The organism is Vallitalea guaymasensis, assembly GCF_018141425.1.
In the GTDB taxonomy this organism is placed as follows: Bacteria; Bacillota; Clostridia; order Lachnospirales; family Vallitaleaceae; genus Vallitalea; species Vallitalea guaymasensis.
This window is the reverse complement of sequence record NZ_CP058561.1, coordinates 1347993-1372887: the sequence shown is the minus strand read 5'-3', so window position 1 is coordinate 1372887 and position 24895 is coordinate 1347993. Positions and strand designations below refer to the sequence as shown.

Sequence of the window (24895 nt, the reverse complement as noted above, 5' to 3'; positions counted from 1 at the left end):
GACTAATAAATATTTTTATAATATAATCTTAGAAATATACTAAATTAATTCTAAAATAATAATACTAGATTCATAAGTTTTCTGTAAAATTTAGTATATGCATTTATCAATTATGTAAAACTTTGAATTTAAGGGGGAATTTTAATGAAGTTAGTGTTTTTAATTGGTGACGCAGCTGTAGGAAAAATGACAGTTGGACAAGAACTTATGAAAATTACAGATTTACGTTTGTTCCATAATCATATGACTATTGAACCAGTTATTGAAGTATTCGGCTATTTTCATGGGAAATCAATAAGTAGATTAAGAGAAATTATATTTGAAGAATTTGCTGCATCAGATAATTACGGATTGATATTTACATATATGTGGGCTTTTGACCAAAAATCAGATTGGGATTATGTTGAGCATGTAACTAATATCTTTAAAAAGAATGGTGCTGACGTTTATTATGTGGAAATAGTTGCATCTCAAGAAATAAGATTGCAAAGAAATATTACTGAAAATCGTTTAAGACATAAGGCTTCAAAACGGGATATTGAAATATCTAATCAAAGACTAATCAATGATGATAGTAAATATCGTTGTGTTAGTAATGATGGTGAAGTTCAGTTTGACAACTATTTTAAAATTGATAACTCCAATATTTCGGCAGAACTTGTTGCTAAAATGATAAAAGAACGATTTGATTTATGATTTCAATGGTGGAGGATTAGAGAAATGAACATTAGGAAATTAGTTTTTTTAACGTTAATAATAATCAGTATACTAACGGCATGTTCAAGTAACTTAGAGGATAATAAAATTGAATCAAGTGATAATAGTATTGATTCTAATGATAGTGAAGATGTTGCTAGTACTTTGATAGATGAAAACAAAGGACCAAGTGAAAGTAATATTGATTCTGATAAGGGTGAAATTGCATCAAAAAGTCTAATGGATAAAAATAAAGACTCAACTAATATTATTATTGAATCGTATGATAAGTTCTTTGAAAACTATGATGGTTGCTTTGTTATGTATGATGAGATATCAACAAACTATCTAATCTATAATAAAGAACAAGTTAATGAACGTATATCTCCTTGCTCAACATTTAAGATATTAAATTCACTTATTGGACTTGAAACAGGTGTTATTGAAGGCAAGGAACACGTGTATAAATGGGATGGAAAGAAATACCCTTTTGAATCATGGAATCAAGACCACACTTTAGCTAGTGCAATAGCTAATTCCGTAGTTTGGTACTATGAAAGACTAGCTTCTGAAGTAGGGGTAGAACAAATGCAAAAATATTTAGATATGCTAGATTATGGTAATAAGGATATATCAGGTGGAATAACTAAGTTTTGGTTAACATCATCTTTTGAAGTTAGTGCCCGAGAACAAGTAGATTTATTATATAATTTATATCATGATAATCTTCCGTTTAGTAAAAAAAATATGACTATAGTAAGGGATATAATTACATTAGAATCAACAGATGAATATATATTATCTGGAAAAACAGGGACAGCAGGTTATTCTAAGATTGGTTGGTTTGTTGGAACCATACAACGAGATGATAAAACATTTTATTTCGCCACCAATATTGTAGCAGATGATAATGCAACTGGATCAAAAGCTAAAGAGATTACTTTAGAGATATTAAAGGGTTTAGAGTTGTATTAAAAAAAATATATTATACTTGAAATTTACGTTAATTAATCAGTAATTATTCTTTTATACCTATTATGAAGGGAGAAATTATTTACATGAAAAAATATAATGGATTCATACCTCCGTGTGGCATTTATTGTGGGGAATGCTCAAGATATCTAAGAGAGAAAAATCCTTGCTTAGGAGCTGAAGAACACTGTAAGCATAGAAAGTGTAAAGGAATCTATGTATGTTGTAAAGAAAAAAAGAACCATAATTATTGTTATGAGTGTAAGTCTTTTCCTTGTAGTAGATTCAAGAAGTTTTCGGAAAGCTGGATGAAGCTTGGTCAAGACTTGATTCTTAATCAATATCAACTAAAGGAATTAGGTGAAAAAGAATGGTTAGATAAGTGGAATAATGAATCAATATAAAGAAATTATACTAATGATGGACTCATGCTACATAAAGAAGATGCGGATGTTGCTATTAAATATATGGATCAAACAATGAGAGCAATAAGAGAAGTTATTGTTGAGATGGTAAGATTAGAAGAACATCCAGAATATCCTTCACGATTATCATGTCTATATGCAGCCAAAAGCTATGAAGATGTTTTGAAATGGAAAGAAATATTTGACTCATATAATCGCAAAGTCTTGCAGATTGTTAAACTTCAAGTAGTAGGTAATTATTTTGAAGGTGATGGCAATCTATTACCAAAAGAGAATGGAGTTAGTTTTTCAAAAAAGATAGAAGAAGCTAGACAATATTGGAATGGTAATGTTTATAATGAGCTTCCTGAAATTCTAATTAATGGAAGGATTGAAGTTGTAGAAATTATAGACGATTTTTAATTGAATAAATATAGATTATGTTAAAATAATCTAATTTACATATCAAAGAGGCTACTAAGATTATTAAAATAAGTTTCATTACCCAAATAAGGATTTGATTAAATGAGAAGACCCAAAAAAGTGAAAATACTTGTATATTTATGTTTGTTAATTATACTAGGATTTTACTCTGATTTTACACTTACACTACAGATATTAAAAGTATTATGTATTACAAGCTTAGCAATTATTGGATGTTATTTAGTTTACATAGGCATTTTATATATAAAGATGATATCTAATAATAGTAGCTACCTATTATACTTAATTAGTAATAATAAATATTCAAAAGCATATAACATTATTAGTAAAAAATATAATAAAGAGGATATTCATACAAGAGTAACTTATGATTACTATAAGACAATTATTGAACACAAGACAAATATAAATAATTTTAATATGGAAGGTACAAATAAAATACTTAAACAGATTGAAGACGGTTTAAGAAATCCTAATTTAACTAGAGAGCATAGAATCAATTATTATTTCATGAAAGCAGAAAATCTATTGGATTTATATAAAAAAACATATGAGTATAGTAATATAGATTTATTTAAAACTATATTAAATAATATTGATGAAATGATTGAATTAGTAAAAAATGATAGTAGCTATACTGATTACTATAATTATGAAATATGTAGATGTAATTTAATGTTTAAAGCTTATAATATAACCAGTGATATATCTTACTTAGGAAATATATTGACTAATGTTACTAAATTGAGAAATAACCTTACTGAAAACGATAAAAATGGATTTTATATAATAAATATAGAAAATATATTGACTAGAATTTTTACATATAGTTATAAACATACTGGTGAGCAGTCTGATTTTAATGATGTATTACTTCATATAAATAACATTGAAGAAGCATTATTTAACAAACATATAAGAAAGAAAAATAAGAAGTCAGGATATATTCAATTATTATGCTTATATGAGTGGGTTCTTGAAAAACTACCTGATGAGAAGATCCAAAAAAAATTTGATAAGTTGTTAAACACAATCAAGTTTAATTCAAAGGACAAAAATAAATTAGGCGATATAAAAGATATACCAACTATAAATTATCCGATAACATGGAAATTTTCCTTATCAAATAAGGTATCTAAAAATATAATTATATCATCATTGATTTTAGTAATTATAGTATTTATTTATACAAGCATAGTACTTGTGGTACCATATATTAATATTAACAATTATAATGGTATAGAGAAAGGTTTGACTAGTTTATATAATCAATTACCGCTTCATGATGAACCAGAAGCTTTTCTTCAAAACTTGCATAATAATCTAATGGAAAATGGGCTATATATTCCCGATGGTTTGAATGTAGAAGAGAAAACATATTCAAGTATATATTTAGATAAAGAGGAGCACATTCAGTTTATTTGTGTTTACAATTCGGAGCAAATAATTAATATAACAATAATAATTAATAATATAGAAGAGGTAGATTGGGATAATAAAATTTCACCTTATCTGATTGCAATAATTCAAACAGATAATACTATGTTACAAAAAGATGATGCAACAAATCTAATTAAAGAATGGTATAATATAACAAACATACCATTAATAGAGTATAGAAATAATAGAAAATATACTATCAATAATAGCGAAGATAATTTATTGATAGGTATACAATGTTTAACTGAAGATGAGAAAAATTAGTAGAGATGTTGGAACAGCAATTGAACATAGTTACTGGAGGTAGAGCATGAATGACTCTTATTGGAATAATAAGTTAGAGTTTTTAAAATCCATCCGTAGTGGATGGTGTAATGATGATTATATTAAATTTCTTGTAGACAAAGTATGGAAGATTGATAAACCTTCCTAATGCCAAAGACATCCTCGGTAAAATAATCAATTCAGTTACAGAAGGTGGTATGGTAATCTGTATGGAAGGTGATTTAGAGATTGAAAAGACCATCCAATATTTTAGCGATTTTGATTATATAGGCACTGGAATGACATCATTATACAGAAAAATGTATAGGCACGAATTAAATAATGGTGGTAGAGATTATAGAGTTGGTATAAAGATACCAATATATATGCAAGAACTAGGGTTGAAGAATGTAGATGTCCGTCTTAATGATAGAGTGAAATTTATCAATCCTTATGGTGATAGTGATAAACATACTAAGGAATATAACGAAATAACTACAGCATGGGACTGGAAAAAACGGTTATTAAATGAGGACAAAGAAAAAATGACTACTAACCTTGTTAATAGAGGTCTTACAAAAGGAGAAGCTGAACTTTTTGCTGATGGTCATTCAAGTATATGTGACCATGTAATAGATAATAAAGATTCAGTGTATATATTAAAGCCATCGTGTACACTTATTTCCTATGGGATAAAAGGATAGATGAAGCATCTATATAGAAATTTTACACCTAAACGTTATGTGATATTATAATTATTATAAGTACATTTGAAAGGGGAATTAAAAAATAATTATGAATGATAATAATATTAAATACATCCACACTAACATAATTGCGGAGGATTGGAAAAAACTTGCAGAGTTTTACTGTGAAGTATTCAATTGCGAACCAGTTCTACCAGAAAGAGATCTGTCTGGTGAATGGATTGATAGACTGACAGAAATAGACGGTGTCAGGGTGACAGGTATACATTTACGTCTTCCTGGAAGTGAAGAGGGTCCAACACTTGAGATATTTGAGTATAAGCCAGAAGATAAGAACGAAAGAACACAATCAATTAATTGCAAGGGCTTCACTCATATTGCATTTCATGTTGATTCAGTTGAAGAAGTGCTAGAGAATTTATTAAAGCATGGAGGATCTCAAATCGGAGAAATTGTAAAAAAGGATTATGATGGAATTGGATTACTAACCGTGGTGTATGCAAAAGATCCAGAAGGGAATTTTGTAGAAATTCAGAATTGGTCAAGGCAATAATTACTTATAGTATAAAGCAATGTAGTATGTTATGGAAGGAGTTATAATGCAAAAAATAGCTATAATTTCAGATATACATGGTAATTTACCAGCTCTAGAATCAGTATTAAAAGATATTAAGAAACGATCAATTGAAAAAGTTATATGTTTAGGTGATTTGGTTGGCAAAGGTCCTAATTCTTTAGAAGTGATAGATATTTGCAAAGAAAAATGTGATACTATTATAGCTGGAAATTGGGACAAGTACTTAGCTAATAATGATAAAGCAGGAGATGTTAGTTGGTACAGGCAACAAATCGGAAAACAAAGATTAAATTATTTACGAGATTTACCTGAAGTTATAGGTTTTTATATAAGTGGAAGATATTTAAGACTTTTTCATGCTCATCCACATAATGTATTTAAGAGAATATTCAAAAATAGTTCAATTGAAGAAAAGGAAGAAATGTTTGATATTCCAAGGATAAAAAGTATAGAAACCGATAGTATTAAGGCAGATATGGTAGGATATGGAGATATTCATAGCACATTCATTGAAACAATGGGTAAAGGTAGAATATTGTTTAATGTAGGAAGTGTTGGTAATCCATGTGATCACATTACAATGGCTTCATATGTTATTATGGAGGGTGAGCTGAATGATAAAATAAGATCAAATTTTTCAATTCAATTTCAAAGAGTATCCTATAATATAGAATTATCAATAGAACATGCAAGAAAAACTAATTTACCTAAGATGGAGTCGTACATAAGAGAATTGAAAACGGCTGTATATAGTAGATAAAAATAGGGGGTATGGATTATGGCTACATGGGGATTACATATAAGAATTGCTGAAGGATTATTAAATAGAGGTTATGATTTTGATGAAGAAAGTTTTTTAGTAGGAAATATCGGACCTGATTGTGGAATGCCTAACGAAGATTGGAGTAAGTTTGAACCTCCTACAGAAGTTTCGCATTGGAGTGATAAAGGGAAAAAGAATATATTTGCAGATAAGTTCTATAATGCATATTTAGATAAGGAAGTGAATGATAGGAAAGAGAAGTCATTTCTATTCGGATACTATACCCATCTTTTAACCGATATTGAATTTAAGAAATTAGTTTCAAAGAAACAAAAGGAGGATGTTAATTACCAAAGGTTAAAAACAGATAAAAAATTTATATGGACAATAAAAGAAGATTGGTACGATTTGGATCATTTGTATTTCAGGGATAATCCAGAAAGTATATTTTTTAGGGTATTTCAAAATATTAAATATTTTCCTGATTATTTAGACTATTATCCTAAAGGAGCAATAATACAAAGAATAAAATATATAACAGAATTCTATCAAAATCCATCTGAAAATCTAGATAGAGAATATAAATATTTAACTAAAGAAGAAATGAACAGTTTTTTAGATAAAACATTAGATTTTATAGATAATGATTTGAAATTGAAACTAGTATAGGATAGTTAATGGACAACATAAATAATATAATATTACTGTACTCAACGTACATTACTAGAATAGAAAAATGAGATGGGAGCGGTAGATTTTTAAGGAGTGTTAAAAATGAATAAGCAAGCAAAAGATATTCTTAGAAAAAATAAGAAAGAAATAATTTACTTAGTACTTATAATTACAACGATATTTATTGTCGATCAAATTATCTATACAACTGATTACAATCATTTAAATTATACAATAATAAAAACCATATATAATCTTATTAAGGGATTCATAAACCTATGGATATCTTTAGTAATAATCTATATAAGTATGCAAAATATTACAGGCAAGACTGTAAATTTAAAAGAATTTATAATAGATTCATTAAGTGATATTAAGCAAATTTTATGTGTATATGCTATTCAGTTTATTATCTTAATAATAGTCTCTTTGTTTACTATACCAATTATATCAACTATTATAGTACAGGCATTATTGGTATTTGTATGGCAAGTTTACTTAATTGATAATAAAAGAAAACTTGAGGTTTTTACCGTAAGTGTTTCAGTAGTATTTAGTAATATAAATAAGGTTATAAAGTATATAATGATGTATTTTGGGGTTCTCATTATGATGGCTCTAATAAATTTGCTTCCAATAAAAATGGAATATTTGGAGAAAGGATTTATTATAATGGTACAGTATTTTGGAGTACTTATATTAAATTACTTGACTATAATGTTTACAATTATATATATGGAGATAAAAGAAAATAAGACCAAACAATCAGCTTTAAGTTAAATAACAAATATTATATAGATGTATCATATGGAATATGAATTAAACTACAGGAGGTAATAGATTAATGAATGATTGTTTGATATGTGACAGAATCAAGATGATAAAAGATAATACAAATCCATATTTTGTCGCAGAACTGGAAACAGGTTATGTTGTTATTGGTGATCACCAATTTTTTAGAGGATATACTTTGTTTTTATGTAAGGAACATAGTACAGAATTACATTTCTTAGAAAAGGACTTTAAGGAGAAGTTTTTGTATGAAATGAGTATTGTTGGTGAAGCAGTATATAATGCGTTTACACCCCAAAAATTAAATTATGAGTTATTAGGTAATGGAGATGCTCATCTTCATTGGCATATATTTCCTAGAAGAAAAGATGAGGAGAATGTGAGAGGACCAGTTTGGTGGACTGATAAGAACAAAATGTATTCAGAAAAAACAAAGCCATCTATGGAAGAGTTAAATAGATTAAAGGAACAACTATATAATGAACTGAAGAAGCTAATTAAATTATAATTTGGAGGCATGAAAAAATGCATAAACAATATATGGATATGCTTATATGTCCTTTATGTCATAATGAATTAGAATGGCATATAAAAGAAGATAATAAGGACAGGGTAGTTAATGCAGACATAAAGTGTTCATCATGTCAGGCAGAATACGAAATTAGAGATGAGATTGCAGTATTTCTGACTGCATCTTTATCTAGAAACGACTTATGGGAAAAGACTGAAAGTGGGTTAGAAAAATATTTAAGAGAAAATCCAGATGTTTATAAAAAATTGATGAATTCGCCTGAGAATGAATTAAATGGTGCTGATTATTGGTACAAAGCATCTTACTTTGAAATGAAGAGAGATTTTATTACAAGTTCTAGAATGTTTGAAAGTGCTTTTCAAAAAATATACAATGACGATTATATTAATGGTTGGAAAGCTCAAATGGATTATATAGTGGAGGAAATAAAAGACAATGAACCCATTATAGATATTGCAAGTGGTAAAGGATACCTTATTGAAAAACTATTAAAGGAAACAAAGAATTATATTGTCGCAACAGATTTTAGTCCTACAATTCTTGTAAGAAATAAAGAGTATTATAAATTTAAAGGTTTATACGATAGATTAAGCTTAATAGCTTTTGATGCAAGAAAGACTCCTTTTAGAGACAATTCAATTGTAACAATGACTAGTAATATGGGAATTCAAAACATTGAACAACCAGGTGAAGTAATGAGAGAGATGAATAGGATAACTTACAGAGAGTTCATGTGTGTGATGCAGCTGATAGGCGAAGATGATGAGGTACATATAAATTTCTTTAATGAGCTTGGAAGTATAGCTTATGCTACAAGAGCTAATGTTATGGAAACATATAAAAAATCAGGATGGGATATTAAGATTTGTAATTCTTTTATAGCAAATGTAAAACCAACATCTGAAGGTGAAATCATTGAAGGGGCAAGAATAGATGGTTTTCCAATAGAAGATACTAAAATTGAATTTTGTGTAGTTAAGGCAAAAAAATAATTAGGGTATTCTTCTGCAATATATAAGAGAAAATTTTGCATGGAGGATGAGATGAGTGGAAAATAAATACCAATTTGAAACAGAGCGCTTAGGATTTAGACAATGGAAAGAAGAAGATAAAATACCATTTGCTAAGATGAATGCAAACACTAAAGTAATGAAGTATTTTCCAAATATTTTAAGTAGAGAACAATCGGATGAGTTTGATTCATAGGCTTTTATAATGCAACATTTGAATCCTATTTTACACCTTGTGTTGAGATAGGATGGAGATTAGATAATAAGTATTGGAATAAGGGATATGCAACTGAAGGTGCTAAAGCATGTTTAAAGTATGGATTTAATATTATAGGATTAAATGATATATATTCTTTTACCTCACAATTAAACGAGCCATCTATTAATGTAATGAAAAAAATAGGTTTAATAGAACAAGGTGCATTTAATCATCCAAAAGTTAAGAAGGATAATCCGTTGAAGTCACATGTTTTATATAAGATAGATAAAGCTAGATATGATAAGATGTATAAAGCGAAGTAAAGTCATTTTATTGTCAATGTTATGGGAAGTTGAGCGTTGATGCTTAATTTATTAAATGGTTGAGTATATGATTAACTTAATGTAGAAATTCATGCAATAGGGGATAGATTTGAGGTGATAATCTTATGAATAAGAAAAAACATCTGTCATATTTTGGAATTGGACCTATTTATGTAATACTGGTAAGAAACCCTATTTATTCAGCATTTGCAATTGTATTTACAGGAATACTATGCTTATATAATAATTTATTACTTTTAATATTTCCTTTCACATATTGGTTACTGTTGAGTATCATTGTTAAAAAAGAAGAAATTATATTGGAAAAGATCTTTGGAAAAGAATATTTGATTTATAAATCAAAGGTAAATCGTTGTATTCCATGGTTTCCAAAATAGAAGTGAAAAAGAAGTTGAAAGTATAAAAAATAAAATATGATATAATGGTACTTAGTAGTTTAATAGAATTTTTAATAGGGAGGATAATTTATGGGATTCAATAAGTTGTTTTGGGGTTTTATTTTTTTATTTGATTTTAGAATAGGTGGAATAGATATCCTGCCAGATATTATAGGGTACATTCTATTTTATCAGGGATTATCAATATTAGAAGACAAGAATGAGTATTTTGGTAAAGCAAAAAAGTTTGCATTTCCTATGATTTTCTTAGCGATTTTTGACATTTATCAACCTCAAATTAATGAAATAGGTGGTAATCCATTAGGTGTAGTAGGAATTTTAATGGGTATAACTTCTTTAATTCTCGGAATAATGATGGTTTACAATATCTGTAATGGAATAGCAAACGAGGCTAGACTTACCAACAATCATCAATTAGAATCACAAGCTAATAATAGGTGGCATTTATACTTAATTAATAACATTATTATTATTGCAGGTATTATAATACCAATGATAATTGGTGTGTTTTTTATTGTCATAATAATATTTTCTTTAGTAACCTATGTACTTATGTTAGGGTTAATGAAAACAGCATCCCATACATTAGAGTAAATTAAATACTACCTATGATATTATTTTAGAGATCTTTTTATCTATTTTAAAAGCGATACTTAAAAGGGGGATATATATGAGTAAAAAATTATCAGATATGACTTTGGAAGAACTATGGAAGCTGTTTCCAATAATATTAAAAGAACATAATACTGATTACCTAAATTGGTACAATGATGAAAAACAACAACTGTTAGAAATTATTGATAAGGTAGATATTAAGCGAATTAATCATATTGGAAGTAGTAGCGTTCAAGGATTAATTTCTAAACCAACAGTAGATATTTTGTTAGAAATAAATAATGACACAAATATAGATGAATTAATAACTAAGTTAATTGATAATGGATGGACCTTAATGTCATCTGAAAAAAGTCCTAATTTAAATATGTCATTTAATAAGGGATATACAATAAAAGGCTTTGCAGAAAAAGTATTTCATTTACACGTGCGATATTATGATAACTGGAATGAATTATATTTTAGAGATTATCTCAGAGAACATAAAGATGTTGCTGATGAATATGGACAACTAAAATTAAGTTTGTTAGATAAATATAAGAATAATAGAGATGGGTATACTCATGCGAAAACTGATTTTATTTTAAAACATACAGAAAAAGCAAAAGAAGAGTATGGTGACAGGTATAAACCTTAATATATCAATTTAAGAAACTAATCGGGAAAAGTAAGGTGAGGGAGAGATATTAAGAGATGAATAAGAAAATATTCAAAAGTGTGCTGATACTATTGTTAATAGTATTAGCCATTTATGGTATATATAAATACACTGATACAACTAACTATGTTTCTAAGGGAAAAGTTAAGATAATACAAGAAGAATTATTTAAAGGTGATGCTAAAAAATTAGAACCTCAACTTAATTATTTCAGTGTGGCAGATATAGTATTAAAATATAATACAGAAAAGAAAGGTATTAACATATATTATGAGGAATGGAAAGACGGTACAATAGTAAAGAAGCATCCTCTAACAGAATTATTTGATTTGAATGAAATAACAGTTACAGCTAAAGAAAGTGAAGAACATGATGGTTATGAGATAAGAACTGTTATATACGACAAAAATGGATATACGAATACATCTATTGATATAAGTAAACCCCATATTGAATTGAAATACGGAAGTAGAAAATTGTATAATAGTATATTAGATGAAACTGAAGAAATTGGGTTATGGGGAATAATAGGACAAAATTATCCGTATTACTGGGAAGCAGGAGAGACAGTTATTGATATGGCAAAAAGAAGTGCGTGGGCAATCATACTTAAAATTGAATTTAGAGATGAGTTAGAAGCTTTATCTTAATTTTAGATACAAGTTCAAGGAGGCAAATGATGATTAATCAAATTAAAGAAGGAGATGCTATTGGTATTTTTTCACCCTCTAAACCAATCACAAGTACTTGTTATAAAAGATACTCTAGAGCAAAAAATTTTTTAGAAAGTAAGGGCTTTAAAATTATTGAAGGTAAATTAACAGGGAAAAATGATTTTTATAGGTCAGGCAGTATAATAGAAAGAGCAGAAGAGTTGAATGAATTAATAAGAAATCCAGAAGTACGATGCATTATGTCTACTATAGGTGGAATGAATTCAAATTCAATAATACCATATATTGATTACGATGCATTTAGAAAAGATCCCAAAATTATAATTGGATACTCGGACGTCACAGCTATCTTATTTGCAATATATTCGATAACAGGAGTTACAACTTTTTATGGTCCTGCATTAGTAGCTTCTTTTGGAGAGTTAGAACCATATAACGAATTAACATATAATTATTTTAGTGAGGTATTAGTAAATAAACATAGTAATCATCATAGATATAAGATGCCCGAAGTATGGACAGAAGAATTTATAGATTGGGAATCACAAGAAAAATCTAAGAATATGATTAAGAACAAATGGATAACAATAAAAGAAGGAGAAGCAGAGGGTAGATTAATTGTTGGTAACTTAAATACAATGACTGGAATATGGGGAAGTCAATACATGCCTAAAATTCTTGAAGGAGATATATTATTTATTGAAGATTCATTAAAAGATGCAGCTACAGTAGAACGATTATTTTCATTGTTAAAGGTTAATGATGTTTTTGAGCGTATCAGTGGTCTGATTCTGGGTAAACATGAAAAATTTAATGATAGAAATACAGGAAGAAAGCCATATGAAATACTTGAAGAAGTATTAGGGGATAACGATATTCCTTTCTTAGCAGAGGTTGATTGTTGTCACACACATCCAATGTTCACTATGCCCATTGGGAAGAAAATTAAACTGAATGCAACTGATAAAACAATAGAGTTAATAGAAGAGATATTTTAAGCTAGTAAACATAAATAAAAGTGGTTTATCAATTAGAGACTGCTATTAGGATGGATGTGCCAGTTGAATATGTAAAATCTTGCTTAGAGTCACTTAAATATAGAAATTAGCAGGAGGATTTATGAGTATATTTAATTTTACTAAGAATAAAGAACAAAAAGTAATTATAGGAATTATAAGCTCAAAAGGTTCCAGTGGTGGTAGAGGTCAAGGTCAAGAACTTTGGAATTTTAGTTTCAACTTGGAATATTGGTATACTAATAATTCTCAAATAAATACTGAAAATTTAAGAGTTACCAAGAACGTCCAAGACGTTGAATTAAGAAAAATGATGAATAAAGCAGTTGGAGAGACAGTTGTTAAAATTTTATATACAGGGGATATAATCAATGGAAAGGTAGAATTTGATAGTATTCTTGATTATAACTTTTATGATTCTAAGCTACAGCCATACATAGAAGATATAAGAAAAGATATAATCTACAATGATAATGAACTTGGTAATTTCATTTTGAATAAGAGTGTTGATACGTATTGTTGTATTTTAGATTGGTGTGGCATTAAGGCTGAACTAGTTATGGAAACCAATGAAGAAATTGAATTAGTTGATCTTATAGAAAAATATAAAGAAAGATTTACTGAGCAAATGTATTGGAATACAAAAGTAAAGAAATTTGCTTCAAAAGAATTAATTTCTTTGAAAAATGATAGTTGGCTTGAAGATGATGAAAAAGAAATGTCTGAATTAGAGTTCCAATCGTCAATGAGTCTTGAAAGTTTGGTATTATATACGGATGATTCTTATACATTCTGGTATAATGATGGAGATTTATTTGGAGGCCATGTAATTATTGTAGAGGGTAATTTAGATGATGGGTTACTTAGAGCTGAAATAGCAGGATAATATGAAAGGGAAAGAAAGTGGTCTTTTTCATGCAATGTATACTGGTAAAGATAATGAAGAAGATGTACTTGAGTTGTTTGAAAACTTCATAGCATCTTATTGATTTTATATTAGAGTTATATTACGATTAATTAAATGATAATAAATGGTGTGTATTGCCATTAATTTGTAAGGAGGATAAAAATGAAAAAAAGAGAAATTTTTATGTTATCTGTGTTGACATTTTTTATGGGTATGGTATTGGGATTCATAATTTCACCAGCGAAAAACGGTTTTGGAAATAATACTTGGAATACAATAAATAATAATTATGATAAAAAGCATATAAAAGCTGAGTGATTTCATAGTTAAAACTTTCTGGTTTTGAAAAGCTCATTATTCATGTGATAGAGTAAAATTACTTCTATATCATTTAGAATATTAAGGTATTTTCTAAACATATAATATTATAATTAATATGTATTGTGAGATGGAGTGTATTAATAAGATATATTTTGTAACAATTATAAAGGTATTTATTACAGGTGTAGTTATTTTAGCTATATTAGGTATTATTACTATTTTTATTAATATCAATAAAAATAATGGAATCGAGGAAACAACTACATATGAATTCCCTTTACAAAGAGATGTAATTGAGCAAGTAATTGATGAAGAACAATTAACTTGGAGGATAGAAGATGAACAATCATTTATAGAAGATCAGTCTGTTTTTTCGTGTAGAAATAATGATGATGTCTTTTGTAGCCTGAATACTTATTGCGGAGATAAAGGTAGATTTATTATATTACAATTCTATTTCCCACAAGATTATACTTCTGAGCAAATACAGCAGTTTAACCAAAAGGACTGGTTGAATATATTAGAAGTCACATGTAAGTTTTACTGTAGTAGTATAGATACGAATAAAGCCTATAAAGAGTTTTTATCGTATTTAGAGCGAAGAGACAGTGTAAAACATGAGTATGGATACTTTACAAAACGTATAAACGATACTCATCTTACAGTAAATTTATCTTCATTTAGAAATGATATTAGCCATTATCAATTAAGTGCTTTAAGAATTATGAACAATAAGGCATATGAAAACATGGCAGCTTCAAGGGTAGATGGGTGGAAAAGTTACTCAGTAAGTAGAGGTATAAGAATAATAGATGATATTAACGTTTTGGATATTAGAGAAATTGAAACAGAAGAACAATTAGTGAGATTAATTGTCAAAGGTTATTTAAAGGATATGAAGAAATTAAAAAAAATGCCTAAAAATCTCCAAGAAGCACTAACATATCACCCTCATAAGGATGATTATTTTACTGCTAAGTTAACAGATGATACAGGTAGTATTGATGTGTTTTTAATTAAAACATCACTTAACTCAAGTGAATTAGGACATAATAGAAATCACTATATAGATTATTATGTAAAGGATAAATTAATTATTATTAATTTTAGTACATTAAATGAATAAACTACTATTTAAGTAAATAATACTACCTAGGGTACGAGGAGAGTTTTAATGAAGAAAAAAAACATAGTAATAATTATATTAGTAATAGCAATAACAACAATTTCTATTTTAAGCTTGATAAAGAGAGCAGAATATATATATAAGCAAGATTATATTGATAAGTTATGTGCTAGTTATTTTATTCAGTCAGCATCGGGATTTAATCTTAAATATAATGAAATGGAGTTTGAGGATAAGAACTTTGAGTATACACAAGCTTTAGTAGGTATTAATTGTGTCGATGATTTATTAATCTTAACATCATACGAAAAGAATAATAAGAATTTAGATGGAGCATTATACTCATTACGTAGTTATATGATTCAACACTCTCCATTGAATCAAGAGATTGATTATGATATTAACCATGATATTTATGATCTAATCATTAAATTAAGTATGGAGTTAAAATCAGAAGAAAAAGCTGAAGAATTGAAGGAGTATATTTCTAATTTAAAGTAAGTGGATTTATTTGAGTATATAACATGTAATACTATATAAAAATTTTCAGCAAAACTTATATAAAGCATTGTACTCTAAAAAATAGATGTTCAATTAAAGGAGATATTTATGAGATATGCAATCATTTCAGATATACATGGTAACCTACATGCATTACAAGCTGTTTTGAAAGATATAAGAGAAAGCAATATTGATAAGTATATTTTTGTGGGTGATTATTTTGGTGATTTACCATATCCAAATGAAGTAACAGATATAATAAAGGTATTAAATAAAAAATATATTGTCTCAGGTAATAAGGAAGGTTATTTAACCAATTTACAAGAAAATAATAAAGATGAATGGATTCATAATCAATTTAAAGTATTATATTGGAATTATAAAGAATTAAGGAAGGATAATTTAGATTATTTATTACAGTTACCTGAAAAGAAGATTGTGTGTCAGGATAATACAAAAAAGATATTAATACTTCATAGTATAACAAGTCTATTTAAAGAAACAAAGTTAGATTTATTAACAAGCTCCAAATATGCTGAAAGAATGGACAAATTTAATTTTGAACATGAAGATTATCTAAAATATGTAAAAAATATTATTTTAACAGATAAAAAATTAATGAAAAAGTTAGAGTCTATTGACGCAGATATTATAGTCTTTGGGCATACTCATATACAGTGGTATATTAATATTAACGGTAAAATTTTAATAAATGCTGGGTCATGTGGATTACCACTGGATTTGAAAACAACTGCACCATATACAATTTTAGATATAAGTTCAAATAGAATAATTATTGAAGAACATAGAGTGAAATACGATATCCAAAATTTAATTGAAGAATTTAAAAAATCAATGCTATATGAGTATGCAAAAGGTTGGAGTAATATAGTTATAGAAGAACTTAGAAATGGACGAGATGAAATTACATTCTTTTTTAGATATGTTATAGAAGTGGCAAAAAATCATGGTAGTCATAGTTGGCCAATAGAAAATGAAATATGGAATAAAGCTATAAACAGCTGGTTTGAGCGTAATAACAGTAAAGATAAGTATTTACTCTAAAGAATTTATTGTATAAGCACTACAGAAGAGGAGATTTAAGATGGAAAAAAGACTTTTTCAATCACATTGTATATTTCCAACATTGGATATAGAAAAAACAGCAGACTATTATACAAATTATTTAGGATTTAGGTCTGTGGCATACTTAAATACCAAAGAACCACATATTTGTTTATATAATGATTACACAGAGATTATTTTAACAAGATCAAATGGTCAAAAAGTCATACCAAATAGAACTCTCTATGGTTATGGAAATGATGCTTACTTTATTACTGATAGGCAGGAAGCATTACAAAAGGAATTTGAAGATAATGGTGTTAAAAAAAGATATAATAATTAAATGGATAAGACATCAAATAAATAATTGAACTAATTTTAACTATGAAGAAGAAGTCTTATTATATAGAATCAATAAAAAGGCTAGAGGATGATAAGTATGCATAATAAGAATGAATTGGTGAAGATTTTAAGTAAAGATAAGAGTAAAAATATTAACATGATTAATTTTGTGAACACGTATCCTATTAACTGTATCAAAAAAGTAGGAGAATCTGTATTAATAAGAGGTAAAAGTGATGAATATTGGGTATATATCAGTAGTTCGTCTAATATTGAGTTGAGCGAATTAGTAAATGAACTTAATGATGAAGATAAGTATTTTGCTGTTATTGAAGATTGGATGTTACCTATTGTAACTCAAGGTAAAGATTTGGAATGGAAATTGTCGTGCATGAAATATATATTTCCGCAGAATATCCACTTACCTACAAACAAAAGTAAAATTGAAGAACTCTCTATTAAAGATGCAGAGTACATTTATGATAATTATGACTACAAAAAGTATACTTCTAAAGAATATATAACTGAAAGACTACAAAAAGATATTTCTTTGGGGATAATTGAAGATGATAGGTTAGTTGGATGGATCATGATTCATGATGATGGTGCAATAGGAATGTTAAATATACTCCCAGCTTATAGAAAGAAAGGATATGGGTATGAATTAATGACGGCTATGGTTAAAGAAGTGAGACAACAAGGTAAAATACCTTTTCTACATATAGAAGAAGATAATATAAAATCTACAAGTTTAGCTTTGAAAGTGGGTTTTGAAAAAGATAGAAGAGTTCATTGGTTTAAATTAAGATAATTAGTGCAACAATAAAAATACATATATAAAGGAGTTCTATTGTGAAGTATGTAAAAATAAATGGCAAAAGATATGGATATGTTGTTGATTTTAAAGATGATAATAAGATAAGAAATAGCTTTAATAAGTTAACCAGAAAAATATATGGATTTGATTTTGAGAAGTGGTATCAAAATGGATACTGGAATGATAGGTATATACCTTATGCCTTATTAGATGATGAAAGAGTTATTGCCAATGCTTCTGTTAACATAATTGATTTTTTATTAATGGGTAAGAAAAAGAGATATATACAAATAGGTACTGTTATGACAGATGAAGAATATAGAAATAAAGGCTTGAATAGGTTTATTATAGAAAAAATACTAGATGAATGGAAAGAACAATGTGATTTGATTTATCTTTTTGCTAACGATAGTGTTGTTGATTTTTATCCTAAGTTTGGTTTTGTTTCTATAGATGAGTATCAGCATTCAAAAAAAATATTACCACAAAACAAAAAAACTCATGCTGAAAAACTAAATATGTCAGATAAAAAGGATAGAGACTTTTTAGTTGATACAATAAAAAATTCTATGCCTGTCTCCAAACTTAATATGGTTAATAATGAATCATTGATTATGTTTTATTGTACATCATTTATGAAAGATAATATTTACTATATTGAAGAACTAGATACTATAGTTGTAGCAGAATTTGATGGTGATACAATTTACCTTAATGATGTGTTTTCTATAAGAGAGATACCTTTGAACAATATAATAAAGGCAATGATCAATAAAGATATTAATAAAATAGTATTTGGATTTACCCCAAAAGATACAATAATATATGATGTTGATTTATTAAAAGAAGAAGATACTACGCTTTTTGTTATGAGGGATAATATAGATATTTTTAGAGATAGACAATTAATGTTTCCACTTTTATCTCATGCATAAGTTTACAAAACTAGATAAGAGACATGGGGATATAATTATTATACAATATAAGAAATAATGATCATACTTTGTTGACTACTTGGTACTTTTCATTTTTAAGCATTGGGAGATAGAATTTAAAGATATTAAGTATATAAAATGGAGGAATATAATGATTAATAAGTTAAAAGTAAGTAGTATATTATTAATATTAACATTAGTAATAATAGGATGTTCAAAAATAGCTGGAATAGAAAAAGGTACTGTTAAGGTAACTCGCAGTGATCTATTTGAAGGTGAGTCCAAGAAATTGAAACCTCATATGGGATTGATTTCTGGTTGTGTCAAAGTAAAATATAAAGGTGATAAAAAATTCATTAGCTGTAAATATGAAATATGGGAAAATGGAGAAATAACGGAAACAAGTGGTTTGTTTTCAAAAAGCATAGATGGAGAATTTGAGGGTGAAGTTAGTATATCTCTAAAAGAATTGATTAATAATGATTTAGAGATATCAGAAGAAATGATAATGACAACAGCTATAGGGAATGAATCAGGATATAGTAGTAATAGAAGATATATAAAAAGATTTGATAAAGAATATGGCTATTCACCATATGACTTAACGGAAGAAATCATTGAAACAGATGAAGCTGAAATAGATGTTTGGGGGTTAATGACAGAGGATGATAATATATATAGCCCAAAATCCAGTATCCAAGCGACAGCAAAAGAAATGGATTGGGCAATAGTATTGAAGATATATTTTGAAGACTAAAATAGGGGTAACTGGGAGGATAACATAATGAAGAGACTAAAAATTATAATTGGAATATTATTATTACTTATTATTGTTTCATATGTAATGCTACAAGTCAGTAAATCTAGAACATTCCAGTTTTTGGGTGGTATAGTTAGAAATGTTAACACAGAAGAAAAATTGGTAGCATTGACTTTTGATGATGGTCCTACACATAATACAGATAAAATCATTGATATCTTAGATGAACTAGATGTAAAAGCAACTTTCTTTGTTACAGGTAAAGAATTAGAAGAAAATCTAGAACAAGGGGAAAAACTTGTTAATGCAGGACATGAATTAGGTAATCATTCTTATTCACATAGTAGAATGATTCTTAAATCTCCATCTTTTATTAAAGATGAGATAGAATCAACGAATAAGTTAATACGACAAGCAGGATATAAGGGAGAAATACATTTTAGACCTCCTTATTTTAAGAAGCTAATATTTCTACCTTATTATTTACACAAAAATGATATTAATACAATTTTATGTGATGTAGAGCCAGAGACTATTCTAGGTTTTTCAGCTAGTTCAGAGGAAATAAGTAGATATGTGATAGAGAATTCAAAAGAAGGTTCTATTATATTATTACATATAATGTATGACGGTAGAACAGAAGTTATCAAATCTTTAGATGACATAGTAAATGGTTTAAGGAAAAAAGGATACGATTTTGCAACTATATCACAATTGTTAGATAAAAAGTAGTTAAGATTACAATTAATTGCTTTACGTAGTGAAGGGTGTATGTATAAGGAACTAGTATGATACTGTTTAGAAGAAATGATTGGAATAAAAGAGGAGTCTTAAATGAAGAACTTTTGAAGAAAATAATCTCAGTATGGATGAATCATTTTGGGATAATATTAAAGATAATTTGATAACAGCAATAACAGGATGTAATTGGCTGGATATTGATCAAGATGGAGATAAAGAAATGATAGTATCCATTTATTGTTATACAGTTGGTGCATCAACGCCAGTTCACTTGAGAGAAAAAGGAATTATGATTTATGATTTAGGAGAAACCATTGAATTACGGGAGATTATTTTTGAGAGAGACAACAAGGTGGATATTTTAGAGCAATACTTTATAGGGGAAAGATAATATTTAAGCAAGTAATTATTGGAGGATTAAGATATGATTTGTTTCGACAGGGATAACAATAGATTTAATTTTAGGATAGCAGGAGTAGCTATAAATAACAATAAATTATTATTACATAGATTAGAAAAAGATGATTTTTGGGCTTTGCCTGGTGGAAGAAATGAATTTCATGAGTTCAGTGAAAAAACTTTGATTAGAGAAATGCAAGAAGAAATAAATGAAGATATAAAGGTAGAAAGATTATTATGGGTAGTAGAAGATTTCTTTGAATTTGATAATAAGAATTATCATGAGATATCCTTTTATTACTTGATGAACTTCATAAATGAAGGTAGTGATATTTTTGATGAAGAAGAGTTCTTTAGAATGGAAGGTGACACTAAAATAATATTTAGATGGTTTGAATTAGATGATTTGATTAATATAGAATTATATCCTACTTTTATTAAGGAGAAGGTTGTTAACTTATCAAACAATATAGAACATATTATGCATATTGATGGTCAATAAGAGAAGCAAATTGACTAGTAATAATAAGTAAATGTAAGTTAATATATTATTAGTATAACATAGATTTTACAGGGGTTAACGGAGGATAATAATGAAAAAAATTTATCTAATTCTTATAATTGTACTAGTACTGAATGGTTGCTCACTAAACAAACCTTATGTAACAATAGAAAATTCTCTGAGGGATTTATCAGAAGATGAATTCAAGTATATAAATGATATGAATAAGTATACAATTGAAGATTTTAAATACTATGAATTAAAGGTAGAAGGAAAAAAATTAGACGATGTAGAAGTTAGAGAAATAACTATACCAGAAGAAGAGCTTATAAAACATGCTCTAGTTGAATACAAACCTAATATATGGGCATTATTGAAAAGTTTATCACAAGATAATAAAAGTGAGGATTTCTTTGTTTATGAATATAAATTTTTACTGAATATGTCAGAAATATCAGTAGATGAATTAAGGGATGTACTTGATGAATTTGAAGTTAGCATTCATATTAAGACAAAGGATGGGTATGAAATAGAAGAAGAATGTAATCTTGGACTAGATTTAAGTATTATTGAGTAATTATTAGAGAAAAGAATAAAATTACTATCAATCTCTATTCTATTAATAAACCTTCAAGGTTTGCTAGGTTATGTAAAAGGTATAGAGATAGTTTATAAAATTATGGAGTATACTAACTATCTTAATAAAAGTATAATGTAAGTCATGATTTTCATGCTTATTTCAAGGAAATGAAAACTATTCCAAAAGACTTCATACCATCATATCATATGGATGAAGAGACATTAATTGCTAAAGATAGTATTATAAAGATAAAACATATTGAATTAATTGGAGATACACCATACTGGTATGAAGTTGAATTAAATAATGAAATAAATGGAATTTTATACTTTTGGTTGGGGGGGTAAGGTATCTATAGATATTGTAAAACAAAAAAGTAACATAAATTTAGAGGAGATAACCAATATGAAAAATATTTGTAATATTATTATGATAATATTTGTGTCTATTTGTATTTGTGGTTGTAAAAGCACTAAGAATAGAGATGTTTATAGGGATATTAATAATATTAATATAGAGATAGTTAGTACATCAGAACTTGAAAGTGGTATATATTATACGTTAGATGTAATTAATGATAGTAAAGAATTAATAAAATATGTTGAAATTATGTTAGGTTATACAATAACAAAGGAAGCTAAAAAAGACGGGATGATTGGTCCAATAATGTTTCAAGGAAAAACAGTAGACAACCCTATTGATTTGGAACCAGGAGAAAAAAAGACATTCACAGTACATGTTCCGACACCATTATTAAAACAAGATAAAATTAATATGGATAACATACAAATATTTATACAAGGGTATTTTTCAGAAATTAAAATTGAGAATAAATTCCAAAAAAGTGGAGATATAGGTCTTATTAATGAAAATAATAAACTGTGAAAAACTATAAGAAGGTAGTGTAAAGTAGCCTATGAAAAACAAAAACAAAAAATAATTAAGCCTTAAAAGAAAAAAAGGTAACAGAAATAGCTCTTGGTAACTTACGCCACCCTTGACAGCACCATTAAACAATGCTTAAAAATGGTGCCGACGGTGAAAAACTCAAGAACAGATAGACCTATCCCGTCGTAATCATGGCATTGTAGCATTGTTTAATGATGCTATCAAGGGCATGTCCCTGCGGGATGGCTGTATCAGTGCCTCTGGTTCAAAATCTAAGAACAGATAGATTGTTGCTCTTGTAAATGAAGAATGGTTTTTTGACCAAGGTATATAAGGAGTTGCCATTTTCCAGGCATGTTATCAGCTTTGGAGAGCAAATTAACCCTATTCAAAGGCTTTTTATAGCAAGTAACTTTATGGGGACGTAGGAAATTGTAATAAGCTACCCATAAAGACAAGGCATAATTAGCACCATCATAATTATCGTAACCATTGGTTATACGATAAGAAGCTTTAAAAGTTCGGTTAAGGCGTTCTACAATCTGCTTGAATGGGCGAAACTTTTTAGAAACTTCGTCATCATTGGAAAGACCTATTACCTGAGTGATATCAAACTTAAGAGGATCTTTCTCACGGAGAGCGAATTGTTGAGAAGCTAAAGGATAAGCGCTATAGCCATCAGCAATAAAACGAAATTTATCAGGAAGCTTTTTAAGATTGCGAAAAGCCATACGCATAGCAAGGATACAAGGACCTACGCCACGATTATCAGATACCCTGTAACCAAGGATAGAACGAGAAACAGCATCCATAATGAACCAAACATAACCTTTGATACCACGGACTTTGATATAAGTTTCATCAGCTATCATAGTAGAGAAATGGTTGTAATTATAATTATCAACAAAAGGTTTAATAAGAGTAGCAGCGGAATGAGCATAGTTAGCAACCATAGTATGAGAGATATCAATACAATGAATGTCTTTTAAAGCCTGAGCAGTTTTTCTTAAAGATAGTCCAAGGTTTACATGATAAGACAAACAAAGTCCCATGATATAAGCACTTTTACTACGGAATTTAAAAGAAGAAGCATTTTTAGGAAGAGAATCCAAATCCATAGCAAAAAAATCTACAGAGAATTCACGGTAGATATAGCGTAGTTTATACTTATAGCGATCAGAATGTTTTACGTCATTAGGTAATTTACTCACATTGGATATATAATAAGAGCACTTATTATTAATGCACTTATGTACATTAAAATGTTTCCTATCTTTTTTTGCAACAAGAGAATGATTGCAATAAGGGCATTTAAGAACAAGAGGAGAAGAAACTTGTTCACCCGTAACAAAAGTTTTTTGGCAAACTTTACACTTAAATTGGCCTTTACCACCATTATTATCGTAAATATATTGCTGTGGAGCACCACATAAAGGGCAAATGGTATCGTTAGGAACATTACGGATTTTACCTTTTTGAGTCCTAACAGGTTTTAAAGGTTTACCATAACGAAGAAGATAGTATTCAGTCAAAAATTGCCAATCTTGTTTAACAAAGCGTTTAATAATAGGTAGTTTATCGGTCTTGAATTTCTGATACTTAGGTGAATGAGCATCATCAAAAGCCCATTGCTTAAGAGGAATAAATTTAGAGATGAAAAGAAGTAACCAAGAAATTTGTTGATTTTGGTATTGAATTATATTAAGTAAATAAGTTATAATTGAAGGCATAGCAATGACATCCTTTCAGGAATTTTTGGTGTGTTGGAACTTCAATTATAACTGAAAATAGGGGGTCATTGTTATTTTATTGCAAAAAACTGTGAAACCCTTGA

At 28.0% G+C, this 24895-nt stretch carries 34 protein-coding genes and 2 pseudogenes; 35 read left to right on the top strand and 1 reads right to left on the bottom strand.

Annotation, left to right across the window (positions count from 1 at the left end; genetic code table 11):
* Window positions 1-144: 144 nt before the first annotated feature.
* The 35 genes and pseudogenes from HYG85_RS06180 (at window position 145) to HYG85_RS06025 (ending at window position 23058) form a co-directional block, all read left to right on the top strand.
* Complete coding sequence (locus HYG85_RS06180) at window positions 145-696, top strand: DEAD/DEAH box helicase family protein (RefSeq protein WP_212692742.1); 552 nt, start codon at window positions 145-147, stop codon at window positions 694-696.
* A 24-nt stretch (window positions 697-720) separates the two neighbouring features.
* Window positions 721-1671 carry a class D beta-lactamase gene (gene blaOXA, locus HYG85_RS06175; protein WP_212692741.1) on the top strand — a complete coding sequence of 317 codons (951 nt, stop codon included), beginning with the start codon at window positions 721-723 and terminating at the stop codon, window positions 1669-1671.
* An 83-nt stretch (window positions 1672-1754) separates the two neighbouring features.
* Window positions 1755-2072 carry a DUF3795 domain-containing protein gene (locus HYG85_RS06170; protein ID WP_212692740.1) on the top strand — a complete coding sequence of 106 codons (318 nt, stop codon included), beginning with the start codon at window positions 1755-1757 and terminating at the stop codon, window positions 2070-2072.
* Between the two features lie 15 nt (window positions 2073-2087).
* Window positions 2088-2495 (top strand): annotated as a pseudogene (locus HYG85_RS06165) (DUF2441 domain-containing protein); the annotation flags it as partial.
* Window positions 2496-2597: 102 nt separating this feature from the next.
* Entirely contained in the window at window positions 2598-4220 is a 1623-nt protein-coding gene (locus HYG85_RS06160; RefSeq protein ID WP_212692736.1) for a hypothetical protein, read from the top strand.
* 46 nt (window positions 4221-4266) lie between these two features.
* Window positions 4267-4389 carry a hypothetical protein gene (locus HYG85_RS24495; RefSeq protein ID WP_276515024.1) on the top strand — a complete coding sequence of 41 codons (123 nt, stop codon included), beginning with the start codon at window positions 4267-4269 and terminating at the stop codon, window positions 4387-4389.
* Between the two features lie 49 nt (window positions 4390-4438).
* Window positions 4439-4924, top strand: coding sequence for a hypothetical protein (locus tag HYG85_RS06155; RefSeq protein ID WP_212692735.1), 486 nt, complete (start codon window positions 4439-4441; stop codon window positions 4922-4924).
* A 91-nt stretch (window positions 4925-5015) separates the two neighbouring features.
* Window positions 5016-5480 (top strand): VOC family protein, encoded by a 465-nt coding sequence (locus HYG85_RS06150; protein WP_212692734.1) that lies wholly within the window; start codon window positions 5016-5018, stop codon window positions 5478-5480.
* Between the two features lie 46 nt (window positions 5481-5526).
* On the top strand, window positions 5527-6264 hold the full coding sequence (locus HYG85_RS06145; RefSeq protein WP_212692733.1) for a metallophosphoesterase family protein: 738 nt from the start codon (window positions 5527-5529) through the stop codon (window positions 6262-6264).
* Window positions 6265-6282: 18 nt separating this feature from the next.
* Window positions 6283-6936: a zinc dependent phospholipase C family protein gene (locus HYG85_RS06140; RefSeq protein ID WP_212692731.1), complete on the top strand. Its 654-nt coding sequence runs from the start codon at window positions 6283-6285 to the stop codon at window positions 6934-6936.
* A 105-nt stretch (window positions 6937-7041) separates the two neighbouring features.
* Entirely contained in the window at window positions 7042-7719 is a 678-nt protein-coding gene (locus HYG85_RS06135; protein WP_212692730.1) for a hypothetical protein, read from the top strand.
* A gap of 64 nt (window positions 7720-7783) precedes the next feature.
* Window positions 7784-8239 carry an HIT family protein gene (locus HYG85_RS06130; protein WP_244971287.1) on the top strand — a complete coding sequence of 152 codons (456 nt, stop codon included), beginning with the start codon at window positions 7784-7786 and terminating at the stop codon, window positions 8237-8239.
* Between the two features lie 17 nt (window positions 8240-8256).
* Window positions 8257-9255: a methyltransferase domain-containing protein gene (locus HYG85_RS06125; protein ID WP_212692729.1), complete on the top strand. Its 999-nt coding sequence runs from the start codon at window positions 8257-8259 to the stop codon at window positions 9253-9255.
* Window positions 9256-9310: 55 nt separating this feature from the next.
* Window positions 9311-9469, top strand: coding sequence for a GNAT family N-acetyltransferase (locus HYG85_RS24350; RefSeq protein WP_244971286.1), 159 nt, complete (start codon window positions 9311-9313; stop codon window positions 9467-9469).
* Window positions 9466-9621, top strand: a pseudogene (locus HYG85_RS24725) (GNAT family N-acetyltransferase); the annotation flags it as partial. The gene HYG85_RS24350 and the pseudogene HYG85_RS24725, both read left to right, overlap by 4 nt.
* Window positions 9622-9663: 42 nt before the next feature.
* On the top strand, window positions 9664-9795 hold the full coding sequence (locus tag HYG85_RS24490; RefSeq protein WP_276515023.1) for a hypothetical protein: 132 nt from the start codon (window positions 9664-9666) through the stop codon (window positions 9793-9795).
* Window positions 9796-9920: 125 nt separating this feature from the next.
* Window positions 9921-10193 (top strand): methyltransferase family protein, encoded by a 273-nt coding sequence (locus tag HYG85_RS06115; RefSeq protein WP_212692728.1) that lies wholly within the window; start codon window positions 9921-9923, stop codon window positions 10191-10193.
* A gap of 90 nt (window positions 10194-10283) precedes the next feature.
* A complete protein-coding gene (locus tag HYG85_RS06110) occupies window positions 10284-10808 on the top strand; it encodes a hypothetical protein (RefSeq protein WP_212692727.1) in 525 nt (174 codons plus the stop codon).
* 76 nt (window positions 10809-10884) lie between these two features.
* Window positions 10885-11466, top strand: coding sequence for a GrpB family protein (locus tag HYG85_RS06105; RefSeq protein WP_212692725.1), 582 nt, complete (start codon window positions 10885-10887; stop codon window positions 11464-11466).
* A 56-nt stretch (window positions 11467-11522) separates the two neighbouring features.
* Entirely contained in the window at window positions 11523-12137 is a 615-nt protein-coding gene (locus HYG85_RS06100; RefSeq protein WP_212692724.1) for a hypothetical protein, read from the top strand.
* Between the two features lie 29 nt (window positions 12138-12166).
* The gene (locus HYG85_RS06095) at window positions 12167-13159 is read left to right on the top strand and encodes a S66 family peptidase (RefSeq protein ID WP_244971285.1); all 993 of its coding nucleotides are present in this window, start codon (window positions 12167-12169) and stop codon (window positions 13157-13159) included.
* Window positions 13160-13280: 121 nt separating this feature from the next.
* Window positions 13281-14063 carry a DUF2262 domain-containing protein gene (locus HYG85_RS06090; protein ID WP_212692721.1) on the top strand — a complete coding sequence of 261 codons (783 nt, stop codon included), beginning with the start codon at window positions 13281-13283 and terminating at the stop codon, window positions 14061-14063.
* Between the two features lie 183 nt (window positions 14064-14246).
* Window positions 14247-14402, top strand: coding sequence for a hypothetical protein (locus HYG85_RS06085; protein ID WP_193774413.1), 156 nt, complete (start codon window positions 14247-14249; stop codon window positions 14400-14402).
* Window positions 14403-14532: 130 nt separating this feature from the next.
* On the top strand, window positions 14533-15531 hold the full coding sequence (locus HYG85_RS06080) for a hypothetical protein (RefSeq protein WP_212692720.1): 999 nt from the start codon (window positions 14533-14535) through the stop codon (window positions 15529-15531).
* A gap of 48 nt (window positions 15532-15579) precedes the next feature.
* A complete protein-coding gene (locus HYG85_RS06075; RefSeq protein ID WP_212692719.1) occupies window positions 15580-16032 on the top strand; it encodes a hypothetical protein in 453 nt (150 codons plus the stop codon).
* Between the two features lie 108 nt (window positions 16033-16140).
* Complete coding sequence (locus HYG85_RS06070) at window positions 16141-17097, top strand: metallophosphoesterase family protein (protein WP_212692718.1); 957 nt, start codon at window positions 16141-16143, stop codon at window positions 17095-17097.
* Between the two features lie 40 nt (window positions 17098-17137).
* Complete coding sequence (locus HYG85_RS06065; protein WP_212692717.1) at window positions 17138-17440, top strand: VOC family protein; 303 nt, start codon at window positions 17138-17140, stop codon at window positions 17438-17440.
* 96 nt (window positions 17441-17536) lie between these two features.
* Window positions 17537-18250, top strand: coding sequence for a GNAT family N-acetyltransferase (locus tag HYG85_RS06060; RefSeq protein WP_212692716.1), 714 nt, complete (start codon window positions 17537-17539; stop codon window positions 18248-18250).
* Between the two features lie 41 nt (window positions 18251-18291).
* Complete coding sequence (locus HYG85_RS06055) at window positions 18292-19191, top strand: GNAT family N-acetyltransferase (protein ID WP_330619231.1); 900 nt, start codon at window positions 18292-18294, stop codon at window positions 19189-19191.
* A gap of 151 nt (window positions 19192-19342) precedes the next feature.
* On the top strand, window positions 19343-19948 hold the full coding sequence (locus tag HYG85_RS06050; RefSeq protein ID WP_212692715.1) for a hypothetical protein: 606 nt from the start codon (window positions 19343-19345) through the stop codon (window positions 19946-19948).
* A gap of 27 nt (window positions 19949-19975) precedes the next feature.
* Entirely contained in the window at window positions 19976-20683 is a 708-nt protein-coding gene (locus tag HYG85_RS06045; RefSeq protein ID WP_212692714.1) for a polysaccharide deacetylase family protein, read from the top strand.
* Window positions 20684-20816: 133 nt separating this feature from the next.
* Complete coding sequence (locus HYG85_RS06040; protein ID WP_212692713.1) at window positions 20817-21083, top strand: hypothetical protein; 267 nt, start codon at window positions 20817-20819, stop codon at window positions 21081-21083.
* A gap of 33 nt (window positions 21084-21116) precedes the next feature.
* Window positions 21117-21593 carry an NUDIX hydrolase gene (locus HYG85_RS06035; protein WP_113672127.1) on the top strand — a complete coding sequence of 159 codons (477 nt, stop codon included), beginning with the start codon at window positions 21117-21119 and terminating at the stop codon, window positions 21591-21593.
* A gap of 91 nt (window positions 21594-21684) precedes the next feature.
* Window positions 21685-22170 (top strand): hypothetical protein, encoded by a 486-nt coding sequence (locus HYG85_RS06030; RefSeq protein ID WP_212692712.1) that lies wholly within the window; start codon window positions 21685-21687, stop codon window positions 22168-22170.
* Between the two features lie 408 nt (window positions 22171-22578).
* Window positions 22579-23058: a hypothetical protein gene (locus HYG85_RS06025; protein WP_212692711.1), complete on the top strand. Its 480-nt coding sequence runs from the start codon at window positions 22579-22581 to the stop codon at window positions 23056-23058.
* Window positions 23059-23333: 275 nt separating this feature from the next.
* On the opposite strand, the gene HYG85_RS06020 is transcribed toward HYG85_RS06025, so the two are convergent.
* A complete protein-coding gene (locus HYG85_RS06020; protein WP_212690144.1) occupies window positions 23334-24791 on the bottom strand; it encodes a DDE-type integrase/transposase/recombinase in 1458 nt (485 codons plus the stop codon).
* Window positions 24792-24895: the final 104 nt, after the last annotated feature.

Coding starts and splice junctions, on each gene's coding strand:
- HYG85_RS06180 (WP_212692742.1), top strand. CDS start 145: ATGAAGTTAGTGTTTTTAATTGGTGACGCAGCTGTAGGAAAAATGACA.
- blaOXA (WP_212692741.1), top strand. CDS start 721: ATGAACATTAGGAAATTAGTTTTTTTAACGTTAATAATAATCAGTATA.
- HYG85_RS06170 (WP_212692740.1), top strand. CDS start 1,755: ATGAAAAAATATAATGGATTCATACCTCCGTGTGGCATTTATTGTGGG.
- HYG85_RS06160 (WP_212692736.1), top strand. CDS start 2,598: ATGAGAAGACCCAAAAAAGTGAAAATACTTGTATATTTATGTTTGTTA.
- HYG85_RS24495 (WP_276515024.1), top strand. CDS start 4,267: ATGAATGACTCTTATTGGAATAATAAGTTAGAGTTTTTAAAATCCATC.
- HYG85_RS06155 (WP_212692735.1), top strand. CDS start 4,439: ATGGTAATCTGTATGGAAGGTGATTTAGAGATTGAAAAGACCATCCAA.
- HYG85_RS06150 (WP_212692734.1), top strand. CDS start 5,016: ATGAATGATAATAATATTAAATACATCCACACTAACATAATTGCGGAG.
- HYG85_RS06145 (WP_212692733.1), top strand. CDS start 5,527: ATGCAAAAAATAGCTATAATTTCAGATATACATGGTAATTTACCAGCT.
- HYG85_RS06140 (WP_212692731.1), top strand. CDS start 6,283: ATGGCTACATGGGGATTACATATAAGAATTGCTGAAGGATTATTAAAT.
- HYG85_RS06135 (WP_212692730.1), top strand. CDS start 7,042: ATGAATAAGCAAGCAAAAGATATTCTTAGAAAAAATAAGAAAGAAATA.
- HYG85_RS06130 (WP_244971287.1), top strand. CDS start 7,784: ATGAATGATTGTTTGATATGTGACAGAATCAAGATGATAAAAGATAAT.
- HYG85_RS06125 (WP_212692729.1), top strand. CDS start 8,257: ATGCATAAACAATATATGGATATGCTTATATGTCCTTTATGTCATAAT.
- HYG85_RS24490 (WP_276515023.1), top strand. CDS start 9,664: ATGAAAAAAATAGGTTTAATAGAACAAGGTGCATTTAATCATCCAAAA.
- HYG85_RS06115 (WP_212692728.1), top strand. CDS start 9,921: ATGAATAAGAAAAAACATCTGTCATATTTTGGAATTGGACCTATTTAT.
- HYG85_RS06110 (WP_212692727.1), top strand. CDS start 10,284: ATGGGATTCAATAAGTTGTTTTGGGGTTTTATTTTTTTATTTGATTTT.
- HYG85_RS06105 (WP_212692725.1), top strand. CDS start 10,885: ATGAGTAAAAAATTATCAGATATGACTTTGGAAGAACTATGGAAGCTG.
- HYG85_RS06100 (WP_212692724.1), top strand. CDS start 11,523: ATGAATAAGAAAATATTCAAAAGTGTGCTGATACTATTGTTAATAGTA.
- HYG85_RS06095 (WP_244971285.1), top strand. CDS start 12,167: ATGATTAATCAAATTAAAGAAGGAGATGCTATTGGTATTTTTTCACCC.
- HYG85_RS06090 (WP_212692721.1), top strand. CDS start 13,281: ATGAGTATATTTAATTTTACTAAGAATAAAGAACAAAAAGTAATTATA.
- HYG85_RS06085 (WP_193774413.1), top strand. CDS start 14,247: ATGAAAAAAAGAGAAATTTTTATGTTATCTGTGTTGACATTTTTTATG.
- HYG85_RS06080 (WP_212692720.1), top strand. CDS start 14,533: ATGGAGTGTATTAATAAGATATATTTTGTAACAATTATAAAGGTATTT.
- HYG85_RS06075 (WP_212692719.1), top strand. CDS start 15,580: ATGAAGAAAAAAAACATAGTAATAATTATATTAGTAATAGCAATAACA.
- HYG85_RS06070 (WP_212692718.1), top strand. CDS start 16,141: ATGAGATATGCAATCATTTCAGATATACATGGTAACCTACATGCATTA.
- HYG85_RS06065 (WP_212692717.1), top strand. CDS start 17,138: ATGGAAAAAAGACTTTTTCAATCACATTGTATATTTCCAACATTGGAT.
- HYG85_RS06060 (WP_212692716.1), top strand. CDS start 17,537: ATGCATAATAAGAATGAATTGGTGAAGATTTTAAGTAAAGATAAGAGT.
- HYG85_RS06050 (WP_212692715.1), top strand. CDS start 19,343: ATGATTAATAAGTTAAAAGTAAGTAGTATATTATTAATATTAACATTA.
- HYG85_RS06045 (WP_212692714.1), top strand. CDS start 19,976: ATGAAGAGACTAAAAATTATAATTGGAATATTATTATTACTTATTATT.
- HYG85_RS06040 (WP_212692713.1), top strand. CDS start 20,817: ATGGATGAATCATTTTGGGATAATATTAAAGATAATTTGATAACAGCA.
- HYG85_RS06035 (WP_113672127.1), top strand. CDS start 21,117: ATGATTTGTTTCGACAGGGATAACAATAGATTTAATTTTAGGATAGCA.
- HYG85_RS06030 (WP_212692712.1), top strand. CDS start 21,685: ATGAAAAAAATTTATCTAATTCTTATAATTGTACTAGTACTGAATGGT.
- HYG85_RS06025 (WP_212692711.1), top strand. CDS start 22,579: ATGAAAAATATTTGTAATATTATTATGATAATATTTGTGTCTATTTGT.
- HYG85_RS06020 (WP_212690144.1), bottom strand. CDS start 24,791: ATGCCTTCAATTATAACTTATTTACTTAATATAATTCAATACCAAAAT.